Annotated in this window: 13 protein-coding genes and 1 tRNA gene; 4 read left to right on the top strand and 10 right to left on the bottom strand. The window is 64.7% G+C overall.

All coding sequences use genetic code 11. The annotated features are described in order from the left end of the window. Nucleotide 1: 1 nt before the first annotated feature. Nucleotides 2-1,396 carry a GTPase HflX gene (gene hflX / locus JAO75_RS09755; RefSeq protein WP_199048690.1) on the top strand — a complete coding sequence of 465 codons (1,395 nt, stop codon included), beginning with the start codon at nt 2-4 and terminating at the stop codon, nt 1,394-1,396. Here the strand turns inward: hflX and mazG are convergent. After that, complete coding sequence (gene mazG / locus JAO75_RS09760) at nt 1,391-2,236, bottom strand: nucleoside triphosphate pyrophosphohydrolase (RefSeq protein ID WP_199048691.1); 846 nt, start codon at nt 2,234-2,236, stop codon at nt 1,391-1,393. The two genes, hflX and mazG, sit on opposite strands and share 6 nt — an antisense overlap. Before the next feature lie 132 nt (nt 2,237-2,368). Here mazG and JAO75_RS09765 point away from each other — a divergent pair, with 132 nt between their 5' ends. Next, nucleotides 2,369-2,812: an OsmC family protein gene (locus JAO75_RS09765; RefSeq protein ID WP_199048692.1), complete on the top strand. Its 444-nt coding sequence runs from the start codon at nt 2,369-2,371 to the stop codon at nt 2,810-2,812. A gap of 226 nt (nt 2,813-3,038) precedes the next feature. On the opposite strand, the gene JAO75_RS09770 is transcribed toward JAO75_RS09765, so the two are convergent. From JAO75_RS09770 to JAO75_RS09810, 9 genes are all read right to left on the bottom strand, one after another. Beyond that, nucleotides 3,039-3,377, bottom strand: a complete 339-nt coding sequence (locus JAO75_RS09770) for a hypothetical protein (protein WP_199048693.1) — start codon at nt 3,375-3,377, stop codon at nt 3,039-3,041. Between the two features lie 65 nt (nt 3,378-3,442). After that, a complete protein-coding gene (locus JAO75_RS09775) occupies nt 3,443-4,243 on the bottom strand; it encodes an MBL fold metallo-hydrolase (RefSeq protein ID WP_199048695.1) in 801 nt (266 codons plus the stop codon). Then, nucleotides 4,240-5,049, bottom strand: a complete 810-nt coding sequence (locus JAO75_RS09780) for a TatD family hydrolase (RefSeq protein ID WP_199048697.1) — start codon at nt 5,047-5,049, stop codon at nt 4,240-4,242. The genes JAO75_RS09775 and JAO75_RS09780 overlap by 4 nt, the downstream gene beginning before the upstream one ends. Before the next feature lie 113 nt (nt 5,050-5,162). Further along, nucleotides 5,163-6,494, bottom strand: coding sequence for a family 1 glycosylhydrolase (locus JAO75_RS09785; protein ID WP_199048699.1), 1,332 nt, complete (start codon nt 6,492-6,494; stop codon nt 5,163-5,165). A gap of 46 nt (nt 6,495-6,540) precedes the next feature. Beyond that, nucleotides 6,541-8,091 carry a methionine--tRNA ligase gene (gene metG, locus JAO75_RS09790; RefSeq protein ID WP_199048701.1) on the bottom strand — a complete coding sequence of 517 codons (1,551 nt, stop codon included), beginning with the start codon at nt 8,089-8,091 and terminating at the stop codon, nt 6,541-6,543. 58 nt (nt 8,092-8,149) lie between these two features. Beyond that, a complete protein-coding gene (locus JAO75_RS09795) occupies nt 8,150-9,214 on the bottom strand; it encodes a DNA polymerase III subunit delta' (protein ID WP_199048703.1) in 1,065 nt (354 codons plus the stop codon). After that, nucleotides 9,204-9,893, bottom strand: coding sequence for a dTMP kinase (tmk, locus tag JAO75_RS09800; protein ID WP_199048705.1), 690 nt, complete (start codon nt 9,891-9,893; stop codon nt 9,204-9,206). The genes JAO75_RS09795 and tmk overlap by 11 nt, the downstream gene beginning before the upstream one ends. Further along, the gene (locus JAO75_RS09805; RefSeq protein WP_199048707.1) at nt 9,893-11,104 is read right to left on the bottom strand and encodes a D-alanyl-D-alanine carboxypeptidase family protein; all 1,212 of its coding nucleotides are present in this window, start codon (nt 11,102-11,104) and stop codon (nt 9,893-9,895) included. Before JAO75_RS09805 ends, tmk begins: the two co-directional genes overlap by 1 nt. 115 nt (nt 11,105-11,219) lie before the next feature. Further along, nucleotides 11,220-12,236, bottom strand: coding sequence for a septal ring lytic transglycosylase RlpA family protein (locus JAO75_RS09810; protein ID WP_199048709.1), 1,017 nt, complete (start codon nt 12,234-12,236; stop codon nt 11,220-11,222). Nucleotides 12,237-12,758: 522 nt separating this feature from the next. Between JAO75_RS09810 and JAO75_RS09815 the strand changes: the two genes are divergently transcribed. Both JAO75_RS09815 and JAO75_RS09820 read left to right on the top strand, forming a co-directional pair. Continuing rightward, nucleotides 12,759-12,848: transfer RNA gene (locus tag JAO75_RS09815), tRNA-Ser, on the top strand. A gap of 128 nt (nt 12,849-12,976) precedes the next feature. Beyond that, on the top strand, nt 12,977-14,569 hold the full coding sequence (locus JAO75_RS09820) for an alpha-amylase family glycosyl hydrolase (RefSeq protein WP_199048711.1): 1,593 nt from the start codon (nt 12,977-12,979) through the stop codon (nt 14,567-14,569). Nucleotides 14,570-14,583: the final 14 nt, after the last annotated feature.

Below are 14,583 nucleotides of genomic sequence, written 5' to 3' on the forward strand. Positions count from 1 at the left end.
GGTGACCGAACCGCGTACTCCGGGGGAAGAACGTCTCGCACAGCTTGCCGAACCTGAGAAAGAGGTTGCGGCAGGGACACGGACGCTCGTTATCGGGCCGTACCTGACGCGCAAGCGGCGCGTTTCGACAGACTCCGAAGGCGAGGGGAGCAACCCTCGCCCGCCCGAGGCGCGTCTCGACGAGATCGCCGGCCTCGCCCTTGCCATCGACCTGACCATCGTTCGCTCGCTCATCGCCCCCCTGTCCTCGCCCCGACCGGCCACCTTCGTCGGAAGCGGCAAGGTCGAGGAGCTCGCCGGGTTCATCCGCGCCGAGGAGATCGGGCTGGTCGTGATGGACTGCGCACTGAGCCCGGTGCAGCAGCGCAATCTCGAAAAGGCCTGGGGTGCCAAGGTCATCGACCGGACGGGCCTGATCCTCGAAATCTTCGGGCGGCGCGCCCGCACGAAGGAGGGCACTCTCCAGGTCGAGCTGGCGCACCTGTCCTACCAGAAGGGCCGGCTGGTGCGTTCCTGGACCCACCTCGAACGTCAGCGCGGCGGCTTCGGCTTCCTCGGCGGCCCCGGCGAGACGCAGATCGAAGCCGACCGGCGCATGATCCAGGAGCGGATGAACCGGATCGAGCGGGATCTTGAGGGCGTCGTGAAGACCCGGTCCCTGCACCGGACGAGCCGCCGCCGCGTGCCCTATCCGATCATCGCGCTCGTCGGCTACACCAACGCCGGCAAGTCCACGCTCTTCAACCGCATGACGCAGGCCGACGTTCTGGCCGAGAACATGCTGTTCGCCACCCTCGATCCCACATCCCGGGCCATCGAGCTGCCTCACGGCGAGAAAGCCATCCTGTCCGACACCGTCGGGTTCATCTCGGATCTGCCGACCATGCTGGTGGCGGCCTTCCGGGCCACCCTGGAGGACGTTGTCGAGGCCGACGTGCTGCTTCACGTGCGCGACGTCTCGCACGGCGAGACCGAGGCTCAGGCGGGCGACGTGGCCATCGTTCTGCGCGAGCTCGGGATCGATCCGGACGACACGCGGCGCATCGTCGAGGTCTGGAACAAGGCTGATCTGCTCTCGGCGGAAGACCGGGAGCGGCTTGCCGCGACCTCGCAGCGGACCGGCGAGGAGAGGCGGCCGATCCTCATCTCCGCCCTGACCGGAGACGGCATTCCCGAACTGCTCGCCACCATCGAGCAGCATTTGGCCTTGGGGCGTATGACCTATGAGGTCGATGTCGCGCCCGAGGACGGGCAGGGGCTTGCCTGGCTCCACGAGAACACGGAAATCCTGGACCGCCAGTCGAAGGACAACGGGCATACCATCCTTCAGGTGCGCCTGGTCGCCGGCAAGGAACCCCGGTTCCTGAACCGCTTTCCCGACGCCCGCGTGCTATGAGGACGGGCCGGGCTCGCGCTCGGCCGTCTTCGCTGCAACCCAAAGGCGCTCCATCTCTTCCAGGGACGCTTCGTCGAGGCTCCGCTCCTGTGCGGCAAGCGCCCCTTCGACGGCCCCGAAACGGCGCTCGAACTTGGCATTCGTACGCCGCAGCGCCTGCTCGGGATCGATTCCGAAATGCCGGGCGAGATTGGTGACGGAAAAGAGAAGATCCCCGATCTCGTCTTCGATCTTATCTCGCTCACCGGTTGAGGAAGCTTCCTTAACCTCCTCCAGCTCCTCGTGAATCTTGTCGATGACCTGGGCGGCGTCGGGCCAGTCGAAGCCGACCTTCGCGGCCTTGGCCGTCAGCTTCTGGGCTCGGGTCAAGGCGGGTAGGGCCGTCGGAATGCCACCGAGGAAACCGGCCTCGTGAGCCTCCGGGGCCAGGCCCAGCCTTTCGCGCTCCGCTCTGCGTTCAGTCTTCTCGTCGGCCTTGATCGAATCCCAGAGGCGCTTCACCTCCTCGGGCGAGAGATCCTTGATGCTGCCGAACACATGCGGATGGCGCCGGATGAGCTTTTTCGTGATCGCCCCGACCACGTCCCCGAAGGCGAAGGCACCCTGCTCCTCGGCCATTCGGGCGTGGAAAACGACCTGAAGCAGCAGATCGCCGAGCTCGTCCCGGAGATCCGCCAGATCGCCGCGCTCGATGGCGTCCACCACCTCGTAAGCCTCCTCGATCGTATACGGCGTAATCGATGCGAAATCCTGCTCCAGATCCCAAGGGCACCCGGTTCCGGGCGTGCGCAGGGCCGCCATGATCTCCAGGAGGCGTGCGATGTCGGTGGAAGGCTTCATGGTTAATGTCCGCTCGTTCACTGTCTCATAGCCTGAGGACAAAACCGCGGGCTAGCTGGATTTGCGCCATTTCTCCCGAGTAGCGGTGTATGACGTGAGTGGAATCTTTTGAGGCGACTGAGGAAGAGAACGATGAAAGCGCGGGTCAAACTGGTCGACGGCATGATGTTTGTGGGCGAATCCGGCAGCGGCCATGCCGTCGTGATGGACGGCGCGCCTGAATACGGCGGACGCAATCTCGGGATTCGCCCCATGGAAATGCTGCTGCTGGGCCTGGGCGGCTGCACGGCGTTCGACGTGGTGCAAATCCTCAGAAAGGGCCGCGAGCAGGTCTCGGACTGCGAGGTCGATGTCACGGCCGAGCGGGCGGAGACCGATCCCAAGGTCTTCACCAGGATCCATCTCGAGTACCGCGTGGCAGGCAAGGATCTGGCGCCGGCCAAGGTGGAGCGGGCGATCCAGCTCTCCAAGGAGAAGTACTGCTCGGCCTCGATCATGCTCGGCGCCGTGGCCGAGATCACCCACAGCTGGACGTCCGTGGACGAAGCGGCGGAACCTGCAGCGGCTGCTTCCTGAGCGACGCTGTATGGTCTTGGCGCGGCCCTGAACCTGCGCTGCACAGAACCTCAGAGATGGCGGCGATACCGTCGCCATCGCCACGTGCTCTTAAGTGAAAACACCGGCGAGCACAGGCCGGGATGAGCGGGGAGAGGTCTGAAACTCTCAAGATCTAATTCGCATAAGATATATTATGGAACTTAAATTCCAGGGTGCTAGAGGGTTCTCATAGCTGTCTGTCGGATTATGGCTTAGAGCCGAGTGAGCGGTACCACTCGGCATATGGCGTATCTCCTACCATGCGCCGGTTGTAATCCGGTGCGCCATCGTTCCACCAGCCTGGACCGCGTTCACCCAGGGCTCGCTTGACAGCATCGATCCGAGCGCGGGTTTTTCTCAGAGCCTCTGGATCGTCCTTGGCGTTGCGAACGGCCCGCCGGGCGGCCATCAACTCCTTGACGAGACGCTCGCGCTCAACCGGATCGAGAGCCGGGTTGCTCAGGCGCCACAAGCGACCGCGGACGACGAAATAACGGCCGTCCGGGGTGTGCGGATACGGATCGGTTGATGGCGCGCGGCTCATTGGCTCCTCTGGCAAGCCAGCCCTCTAAGGGCGGCCGGTCCCCATCACCTTGCCTGACCGCACCGTCAGTGGGCTTCGACCTGCATCCCGTCGAACGCCGGCTCGATATGCGGCGGCAACTCGCTCCGCAGCGCCTCGTAATCGAGATCGGTGTGGAGGTTCGTCAGGATGGCGCGCTTCGGCTTGACCTTGGCAATGAAGTCCAGGGCCTCGGACACGGAGAAATGGGTCGGATGCGGCGTGTAGCGCAAGGCATCGAGGATCAGGATGTCCAGGCCTTCCAGATACCGGAGGCTCTCGTCGGGCATCTCGCTCACGTCGGGAGCATAGGCAATGTTCCCAAACCGAAACCCCAGGGTGTCGATATCCCCATGGACCATCCTGAACGGCATGGCCTCTATGGCTCCGCCCGACCCGGGAACGGAGGTCATCACGCCGGGCTGCAGGTGATGCATCTTCAGAATGGGCGGATAGCTGCTCCCGGCCGGCGTCTCGAAGCAATAGCCGAACCGCATCATCAACAGTTCGCTCGTCATCCGGTCCGCATAGACCGGGATGCGCTGGCGCTGGACGATGGCGAGCGGGCGCAGGTCGTCGATCCCATGGATGTGGTCGGCATGCTCATGGGTGTAGAGAACCGCATCCAGGCGCCGGACATCGGCCCCGAGCAGCTGATCGCGCACATCGGGACCCGTATCGACCAGCACGGTCGTGACGGCTCCGTCCGGGCCGAAGCGCTCCACCAGCACGGAGCAGCGCCGGCGCCGGTTCTTCGGGTTGGTGGGATCGCAGGCACCCCAGCCGACGCCCACGCGCGGCACGCCGGCGGATGATCCGCAGCCCAGGATCGTCAGGCGCAGCGTCATGATGCGAGCGCCTGCCTGTATTCGGCATCGGCAGCCGCTGCCTTGGCGAAGAGTCGGTAGAAATTGGCCGTGGTGAGCCCGGCAATCGTCTCGTCCGTCACGCCGATGACCTCGGAGAGCACATGGGCGGTGTGGGCCACGAAGGCGGGCTCGTTCGTCTTGCCGCGATACGGCACGGGGGCCAGGTAGGGCGCGTCCGTTTCGACCAGCAGCCGGTCATGGGGAACGGCGGTCGCGATCCGGCGGATCTCCTCCGAGTTCCGGAAGGTCAGGATCCCGGAAAACGAGACGTAAAGCCCCAGCTCGACGCCGACCTGGGCGAGCTTCTCGCCGGAGGAGAAGCAGTGGAGAACCGCATCGAAGCGCCCTCGCCCCATCTCCTCGGACAGGATCCGGATCATGTCCTCGTCGGCATTGCGCGCATGGATGACCAGCGGCAGCCCGGTTTCGCGAGCGGCTTCGATATGAGTGCGAAAGACCCGCTGCTGCACGCCGCGCGGGCTCTTGTCGTAGTGATAATCGAGGCCTGCCTCGCCAATGGCGACGCAGCGCGGATGATGCGACAGCTCGATGAGCCGCCCCGACGGGACATCCGGCTCCACGGCGGCATTGTGGGGATGAGTGCCGATTGTGCAGAAGATGCTCTCATGCGCCTCGGCCAGGGCACGATAGGTGTCGAAGCGGGCCACATGGGTCGAGATAGTCACCATCCGGCCGACGCCGGCCGCTGCGGCGGCAGACAGCACCTCGGGGAGGCGGCTCTGAAAGTCCGGAAAATCCAGGTGGCAATGGCTGTCGACCAACATGGGTGAAGGCGCCCTCCTCTGCGACGGCAACGGCATCGGGCCCAAAAGTAAGATCCACTTTTCCGCACGATGCGCTAGCGGCACGGTTGCATAGATCGGATCGGCGCCCTCGTCTACCGATGCCCGCCCTGGGCTGTCGCCTTGGGCTCGTCGTCCTCCTTCGACTCCTTGCGCCGCATCGTGCGCAGGCGCTCCTGGTGTCGGCGCACGGCAACCTCGTCGTGCTCCTGCGGCCGCACCACCGGGACCGTCAGGCAGACGCTCTGGGCCGGCAGGACATCGCACCAGTCCTGGATCAGCTGCTTGTAGCAGCGGCCCACGGGGCGGATATTGCGGTCGAGGTCGTAGAGACCCACGGGCGTCACCCGGTTGTTCTCCTCCCGCAATGCCACGTCCCAGTCCATCTGGTCGGTCAGCGAGTACCAGGTGAAGCCGACGATCGGCACCCCGGTGTTGCGGACCCGGAGCACGTTGGCCCATTGCTTCCAGAGCCAGTCCACGGCCTCCTGGCCTGTGGGACCCTCCATGAGGTTCGTCTCGGTGTGCATTACCGGCAGCTTGTAGCGGTCGTAATATTGCCGGGTGATCTCGTCGTAGCCGAAGACGTCCCCGGCGGCTCGCGTCATCCCGTCCGCCCTCACCCGGTGCTCGTTGGTGACGTAATAGTCATTCCCCATGATGCAGTGGTGGCGCAGGGACGAGCGGTTCAGGAAGAAGCGGTATTCGTCCCGGGTCATCCCGTTATCCATCAGAAACTCGTACATCTCCGAGTCCACCCGCCGACCATAGTTCAGGTCGAGGGACAGGAACCGCCGGGCATTCATGATCTCGGCCGGTTTGATGGCCGCCGGGTTCTCGGCATGGAAATACTCGGAGGACTCGCTCTGGATGAACAGCGCATCCGGGCGGACCTTCAGGATTCGCTCCATCGCCAGCACATTGGCCTTCACGATGTGCTTGAGGGCCGTGACGAAGGCCCGGTCGCTGCTCAACTGCTCGTTCCACCAGCCATAGGCGGCCGAGAACTGGGCGCAGATGAACATCTCGTTGATGGGCGTGTAGAGCTGAACCCAGGGAAAGCGGCGTGCGAAGTTTTCGGCGTAAACCGCGAACAGTTCAGGGAAATCCGGATTCTGGAAGTTCCCGATCCAGTCGGGGACGCCGAAATGGCAGAGGTCCACGATCGGGATGAGGTTGCGGCGCTGGATCTCGCCGAAGGTCATGTCTGCGAAGGACCAGTCGTAGCGGCCCGGCCCGAGAAAGGCCGTGTGGAGCGGCGGCCCGTAGCGCAGAACCTGGATGTCGAGATCCTCGAGGAGGTCGAAATCGGTGCGCCAGTGCTCGTAATGGCCGCACTTCTCCATCTGGTCGATGCGGGTGCGGCCGTTGTTGATCGTCGGGATGCTGTTCTCGATCCCGGTGGCGAACATGAAGCTTGTGTACATCGAACGCTTCCGCTGAGGGCCCTCCCGGGCCGACCAAGCGGATGCGTCAGGACGCCTCCGCTTCGAGATAACGCGGGAAAATCGGGGCCGGTTGCGGCAGGGCCGTCCCGGCCGTCAGGCGATGCTCCGGCCCGACCGCGGCAAGCCCCCTGCCCTCCGGCGCGACCGCCAGCAGGTCGAGGAGCTTCGCGGCCGCCTCGGGCACGAAGGGCTGTGCCAGGATGCCGACTGCGCGCAGAACCTCGGCCGTCACGTACAGCACCGTGTTCATACGCGCCGGATCCGTCTTGCGCAGCAGCCAGGGCTCCTGGGAAGCGAAATACCGGTTCGCCTCGGCCACCACGGCCCAGATCTCGGCCAGCGTGGTATGGAGCGCGAAGTCCTTCATGGCCGCCCGTGTCTTGGCCGGCAGGGCATCGGCGAGCCAGAGCATGTCCTGGTCGGCCTGGGTGAACGCGCCCGGCTGCGGCACAGCGGCATCGCAGTTCTTGGCGATCATGGAGAGCGAACGCTGCGCCAGGTTGCCGAGATCGTTCGCGAGATCGGCGTTGATGCGGTTGACGATGGCCTCGTGGGAGTAGTTGCCGTCCTGCCCGAACGGGACCTCGCGCATGAAGAAATAGCGGATCTGATCGACCCCGTAGGTGTCGGCAAGGCCGAAGGGATCGACGACGTTGCCGACCGACTTCGACATCTTCTCGCCCTTGTTGAGCAGGAAGCCGTGGCCGAACACGCGCTTGGGCAGCGGCAGCTCGGCGGACATCAGGAAGGCAGGCCAGTAGACCGTGTGGAAGCGCACGATGTCCTTGCCGATGATGTGCACATCCGCCGGCCAGTAGTTCCAGCGCGGATCGCTCTCGTTCGGGAAGCCGCAGCCCGTCACGTAGTTGTTCAGCGCGTCGATCCACACATACATGACGTGCTTCGGATCGCCCGGCACCGGCAGGCCCCAGTTGAAGGTGGTGCGGCTGATCGAGAGATCCTGCAGGCCCGAACGGACGAAGCTGGTGATCTCGTTGCGGCGGGTTTCTGGGCTGATGAAGTCCGGATGATCCTTGTAATGGGCGAGCAGCCGGTCCTGATAGGCCGAGAGCCTGAAGAAGTAGCTCTCCTCCTCGATCCACTCGACCGGCGTACCCGTGGGCGCGCGCCAGCTTCCGTCGGGCTGTTTGGTCAGCTCGGCCTCGTCGTAATAGGCCTCGTCGCGAACCGAGTACCAGCCGGAATATTTCGAGAGATAGATGTCCCCCTTCTCCTGCATCCGGCGCCAGAGTTCCTGGGTCGAGGGCAGGTGATCCGCATCGGTGGTGCGGATGAACCGGTCGTAGGAGCAGTTCAGGCGGTCGGCCATGGCCTGGAACTTGGCCGCCATGTCGTCGACGAAGGCCTTGGGCGACGTGCCGCTCTTGTCGGCGGTCTGCTGGATCTTGAGGCCGTGCTCGTCCGTGCCGGTCATGAAGAACACGTCATAGCCGTCGATGCGCTTGAACCGCGCAATCGCGTCGGAGGCGACAACCTCGTAGGCATGGCCGATATGGGGAGCCCCATTCGGGTACGAGATAGCCGTGGTGATGTAGAATTTCTGCTTGTCGGCCATGTCGAATCCCTGATCCTGAACTTCTAGAACCCTTCGGCTCCTGCGGACGGCGGAGGCTTCAGGCCGCTCGCCGAACAGCGTCGGCAAGATCGTCGAACATCGTCAGGATGAAGGGCCGGCGGTCGAGGTTGAACACGTCGATCTCGCGCGCCGAACGGCCGATCTTCTCACACACCTCCACCAAAGGTGCAAGGCGGGAGGCGCCGAGCCCTGCCCGTTCGTGAAGCCGCTCGGAAACCCAGCGCTGCACCGTCTCGAGAGCCAGTTCGTATGTGTCGTCCGCATCCCGCCGCGCCAAGGCCTCGGCCAGGGCGAGAACCTGCTTCGTGTCGGTCCGTGGCAAGCCGTTCAGCAGCTTCGTGACCTGATCGATGAAGGCGACCTTTTCGGCATCCAGCAGTTCGAGCGTTCGGCGGACCGAACCTTCGCCGTATCGGAGAGCCTGGTCGAGCACATCTCCAGGCGTGTCGGACCAGGGGGAGCCGAGCGAGGCAATGGCCGCCCGGATCTCCTGGTCTTCCAGAGGCCGCAGCAGCAGGCGCCGGCACCGGGAGCGGATGGTCGGGAGGACCCGCTGGGGCGCATGGCTCACGATGAGGAACAGCGAGCGCGGCGGCGGCTCCTCGATCACTTTCAGCAGGGCATTGGCGCTCGAGATGGTGAGATCCTCGGCGCTGTCAACGATGCAGACCCGGTAGCCCCCATTGGCGGCCGTGGAGCCGAACATGGTGAGCGCCCGGCGCACCGCATCCACGGGAATGGTCGTCGAGGCCGCCTTCTTGTCCGTGGGCGGGGACCGCCTCAGCACGGCCAGATTAGGGTGGGACAGGGCCGCGACCTGGCGAGCGACCTGGGAATCCTCCGGCACGTCCAGGCTGGACAGGGACCGGTCGCCTGCTGTTCGAGGATCGAGGACGGCACGGGCAACCCGGTAGGCCAGGGTCGCCTTGCCGATGCCCTGCGCCCCGCCGATCAGCCAGGCATGATGCAGGCGGCCGCTCCGGAGCCCCTCCAGAAAGGCGTCCTCGCCCTCCCGGTGGCCGAAGAAAGCGAACTGCTCCCGCGGATGAGGCGCTCCCTCGAACCCGTCCGGTTCGATCACGTCCTGAGCGTCACGCGACATCGAGCGGCCTCAAGGCTTCGTCCGGTGCGCGGCTCTGGGCGAGCTGGGGCAGCCTTTCGCGCAACGAAGCCCATATCGCGGCCTCGACCTCGTCGGGCTCCTGGTCGGCGTTGATGACCACGCACCGTTTCGGCTCGTCGCGGGCAATGGAGAGGAATGCCCGACGCAGGGAGTGATGGAAGGAGGCCGCCTCCCCTTCGAACCGGTCCGCACTTTCTCCCCTGCCGGCCTGGCGTTCACGGGCTCTGGCAAGGCCGGTTTCAGCCGGCAGGTCGAGGATGAAGGTCAGGTCGGGCTTGGAACCCCGCAGCGTCACCCGCTCGAGCTGGTCGATGAGCGCCTTGTCGATGTTCCCGGCGGAGCCCTGGTAAGCCCTGGTCGAATCCGCGAACCGGTCGCAGAGAACGTGGGTGCCGCGCTCGAGGGCCGGCACGATCGTCTTGTCCAGATGGTCGATACGGGCAGCGGCGAAGAGAAGGGCCTCCGCAAAGGGCCCGAGATGCTTCGCGTGCCCGCCCAGGATGAACGCACGGATCTCCTCCGCACGAGTGGACCCGCCCGGTTCCCGGGTCACGAGGACCGGCTGGTCCAATGCCTCCAGCCGCCGCTTGAGCCTCTCGATCTGGGTCGACTTGCCGGCGCCCTCCCCGCCTTCGAAGGTGATGAAGCAGCCTGCCATCAAATGCTTTCGACGAGGCTCGTGAAGGCGCGGCGGACCCAGCCGGTGCTGAACTCCAGCAGGCCGTCGAAGGCCCGCTGGCTCAGCGTGCCCTGCTGGACATCCTCATTGGCGTAGAGCGGGATATCGAGAGCCTGCATGTCACCCCGGTTGACCTGAAGCCGGGCCACCTCGGCCCCCTTCTGGATGGGAGCCTTTAGAGGGCCGGTATAGACGATGCGCGCGGTCACCCGCTCACCGTCGCCACGGGGCACAAGTACACGAACAGGCTTCTTCGCCACAAGTGGCAGCGACCGCATGTTCCCACCGAAAACCTGGGCCTCGCCGACGACCTGCCCCTCTGCAAAGAGCTGCTGGGACTCGAAAGCCCGGAAGCCCCAGTCCAGGAGCTTCCTGGACTCGTTTGCCCGGTCCCTGGCCGTCTTCAGGCCGTTCACGACCACGATCAGGCGCTGGTCGTTCTGCACGGCGGAGCCGATGAGCCCGTAGCCGGATTCGTCGATGTTGCCGGTCTTCAACCCGTCCGCGCCGATATCGGCGAACAGGAGTGGGTTGCGGTTCTGCTGGCGGATCTTGTTCCAGGTGAATTCGCGCTCGCCGAAAATCTTGTAAAGATCCGGGTAGGTCTCGATCATGTGCAGGGCGAGCTTGGCAAGGTCACGGACCGTCACCTTCTGGTCGGGATGTCCATAGCCCGTCGAATTGGCGAAGGTGGACTGGGTGAGGCCGATCTGCTTGGCCCGCTCGTTCATCATGCGAGCGAAGTTTTCCTCGGTGCCGGCAATGCCTTCCGCAAGGGCAATGGCGGCATCGTTGCCCGACTGCACGATCAGGCCGCGCAGCAGGTCCTCAAGACGGACGGAGGTGTTCACCTTGGCGAACATGGAAGAGCCGCCCGAGCCGCCTCCACCCTTCCGCCAGGCGTTCTCCGAGATCGTGAACTCGCTGTCGAAATTCAGGCGGCCGTTCTTGATCTCGTTGAAGACGACCTCTGCCGTCATGACCTTCGCCATGCTGGCCGGTGCCGTTGGCTCATCCGCGTTCTTCTCGAAGAGAACCGCGTGGCTGCCGGCATCCATCAGAATGGCCGTGGGGGCCGTAGTCTGAAACTCCTGGGCTCGCGCCTCCTGCGTCCCTGCAGGCGCAAGGAATAAAGCACTGGCCAAAAAAGCAAGGGCCGCAAGAATTCGGGCGGCTTGACGCTGACGCATAGCTGGCAATCTCCGGGCTCTTCCCCTAGGAGACCCGAATCTGTGGCGCGTCAACAGCAAATCAACATTCGGTCACGCTGGAGTGTACGCGGAAGCACACAGCTTGAAAGGCGCCTTAGCGGAGCACGAACCTCTGCGCCGCGGGAGCAACGGCTGAGCCGCTCCTCTGGAACCCGGACGAATCCGTGCTCGCAGGTGTCTCGTAGAGGCTGGCGACGACCGGGCGAGAGGCCGGCGCCTTGCCCGGATCAAACGAGCTGATTCTCGCCACCGGGCTTGCCGCACCGGGAATCGTGCCGAGGTCGAAGGGACGCTCGGGAGGAAGCGGCACATTGTCGGCCACGGCCCGCGGCATCGCCGCAGGCTGGGAGGCCGGCGCAGAAGCCTGATAAGTCTGGCCGGCAGGCTGGTAGCTGCGCAGGGCAATCGCCTGGCGCGGGGCACTCGGCTGCGGATCGGCCTGTGCAATCATGGTCGGAGCCGTGTTGGTGAGGCTGGCGGGCTGGCCGTCCGTCCGGAGGCTCGCCATCAGGATACGGTCGTCGCTTCCGTTGGTGGAGGCGCGGCCCACATACTCCACCCTCACCCGGGCGGTCCCCTGCTGCTTGAAGCCGAGAGCCATGGCTGCGCGCTCGGAGACGTCGATTACCCGGTTGCCATGGAACGGCCCGCGGTCGTTGACGCGAACGATCATCGAATGGCCGTTCTGGAGATTCGTGACCCGGGCATAGCTCGGCAGCGGCATCGTCGTATGGGCAGCTGCGATCGAGGCACGGTCGAACACCTCGCCATTGGCCGTCATGCGCCCATGGAAGCTCGGCCCATACCAGGAAGCCAGTCCTTCGGTCGGCCGCTGGGCGGCACTGGGAACGTAGGTGCGGCCGGCAACCGTGTAGGGCTTGCCGACCATCTCCCGCCCGCCGCCCTTCGGAACAGGCTGGCCGTCGGCGACCACCTTCGGGCTCGGAGCAACGCCATACTTGGGATCGATCCCGCCCCTGACGTTCGAGGAGCAGTTGGCAGCCATCAGGGCGATGGCCGTGACGCCTGCAACGCGGAGCAGAGTTCGTTGATTGAGGGACAGGGTCGCTCCCCTCAGCCTCGTGTGCCCTTCAGCGCGGTTGCAACGCATGTCTTCTCTAATCCTGTTGTCGGCACATAGCATGGCTCAGTCCATGCCGGCCCCGGACATTAAGCCAAAGTGCTTTTTCAGCCCTTAAGGGAAGGTTAAACGGCCGCGCTTGTCAATGGCAAAGCTGACATTTCTGATACTAAGTATCAATCCGATGGTTAATGGCAACAGTTTCGACATGCTGCAGAATTCGACGGCCCTGGATTGCGAGTTTCGCCATCCGCGCGACTGAGAGGCTTTCGAGGTGAAGTACGTCCTCATTTGAAGAGAAATCCTGGTATCGCAATCTCTTACGTCGGTCCTATGCTCTCAGGCGTCACCTGGCCTTAGGGTCGCCGGTGATCATCCGTGCCAGCCCTGCGACCCTGGGTTCTCATCGGGCGATACAGTTAAGCAGGCGGGTGTGGCGCCTGTCCCGTGCGTGAACCCTGCGCCACCCCAAAAAGCATGCTATTCGAGTTGACGACCTCGGGTCCGCAGCCTTAGACATTGGCTCGCTTCCGAGCCTGCCTCGGGCGATCTGGAGGGGTGGCCGAGTGGTTTAAGGCAGCGGTCTTGAAAACCGCCGTGGGTGCAAGCCCACCGTGGGTTCGAATCCCACCCCCTCCGCCAAGAGCTTCCGTCAGACGGAATAGGTCCTTTCGTTCGGTATTGCCTCGTCCTGGAACCGAAGGCCATTCGATGAATTCGCCCACTGACGCCTCTTCCGGTGATCGCGATTCAGCAGCGGAGCGACCTTCATGCCTGAGACCACGTGGTGGAAACGCGGCATCGTCTACCAGATCTATCCCCGCTCCTTCCAGGACAGCAACGGGGATGGCATCGGCGATCTGAACGGCATCCGCCGGCGGCTCGACTATCTGGCATCGCTCGGCGTGGATGCGATCTGGATCTCGCCGATCTATCCCTCGCCCATGGCCGATTTCGGCTACGACGTGGCCGACTACTGCGGCGTCGACCCGATCTTCGGCACGCTGGAGGATTTCGACCGCCTGGTCGAGGAGACGCACGCCGAGGGCCTCAAGCTCATCCTCGACTTCGTGCCCAACCACACCTCGGACCAGCACCCTTGGTTCAAGGAAAGCCGCTCGTCGCGCACCAATTCCAAGCGCGACTGGTACATCTGGCGCGACCCCGGTCCCAATGGCGGGCCGCCCAACAACTGGATCAGCAATTTCGGCGGATCGGCCTGGGAATGGGACGAGGCCACGGGCCAGTACTACTACCACGCCTTCCTGAGGGAGCAGCCGGATCTCAACTGGCGCAATCCGGACGTGCGCAAGGCCATGTACGACGCCCTGCGGTTCTGGCTCGACCGCGGCGTCGACGGCTTCAGGGTCGATGTGATCTGGCACCTGATCAAGGATGCGGAATTCCGCGACAACCCGCCCAACCCCGCCTATCAGCCCGGCCAACCGGAGATCAACCGCTTCCTCCAGGTCTACTCCGCCGACCAGCCCGAGGTGCACGAGGTGGTGAGCGAGATGCGCGACGTGCTGGAGGAGTACCGGGAGCGGGTGCTCATCGGGGAAATCTACCTGCCGCTGGAGCGCCTCGTCACCTATTACGGCAAGGATTTGTCCGGCGCCCACCTGCCCTTCAACTTCCAGCTCATTCAGACGGCCTGGGACGCCCAGAAGATTGCAGCCCTCATCAAGGAATACGAGTCCGCCCTTCCCGAAGGCGGATGGCCCAACTGGGTGCTCGGCAACCACGATCAGCCGCGGATCGGCGCGCGGGTCGGCGCGGCGCAGGCCCGGGTGGCCGCCATGCTGCTCCTGACGCTCAGGGGCACGCCGACCATGTATTACGGCGACGAGCTCGGGATCGGCAAGGTCGAGATCCCGCCGGAGGCGGTGCAGGATCCCTGGGAGAAGAACGAGCCGGGCCTGAGCCTCGGCCGCGACCCCGCGCGGACTCCCATGCAATGGGACAGCTCGGCCCACGGGGGCTTCACCGACGGCAGCCCGTGGCTGCCGCTCGATCCGGGGTTCCGGTCGCGCGACGTGGAGGGCCTGTCCAAGGATCCGGACTCCATCCTGATGCTCTACCGGCGCCTGATCGAGCTGCGGCGGCGTCACCTGCCCCTGAGCGTCGGCCCCTACGAGCCTTTCACCGCGGAAGGCAGCGTCCTGGCCTATGAGCGGCGGCATGGAGCGGAGCGCCTTCTGGTCGCGCTGAACCTGGGGCACCAGCCGCATTCCCTGCCGCTTCCCGACGGCACGAGCGGCCGGGTGCTGCTGTCGACCCACCTGGATCGCGAGGGCGACCTGCTGGAGACGAAAATCAGCCTCAGGCCCGACGAGGGGCTCATCATCGCATTGCGCGATTGACGAGAGGCCGCGCC

Origin of the sequence: Microvirga splendida, assembly GCF_016427565.1 — a bacterium.
GTDB classification, from domain to species: domain Bacteria; phylum Pseudomonadota; class Alphaproteobacteria; order Rhizobiales; family Beijerinckiaceae; genus Microvirga; species Microvirga splendida.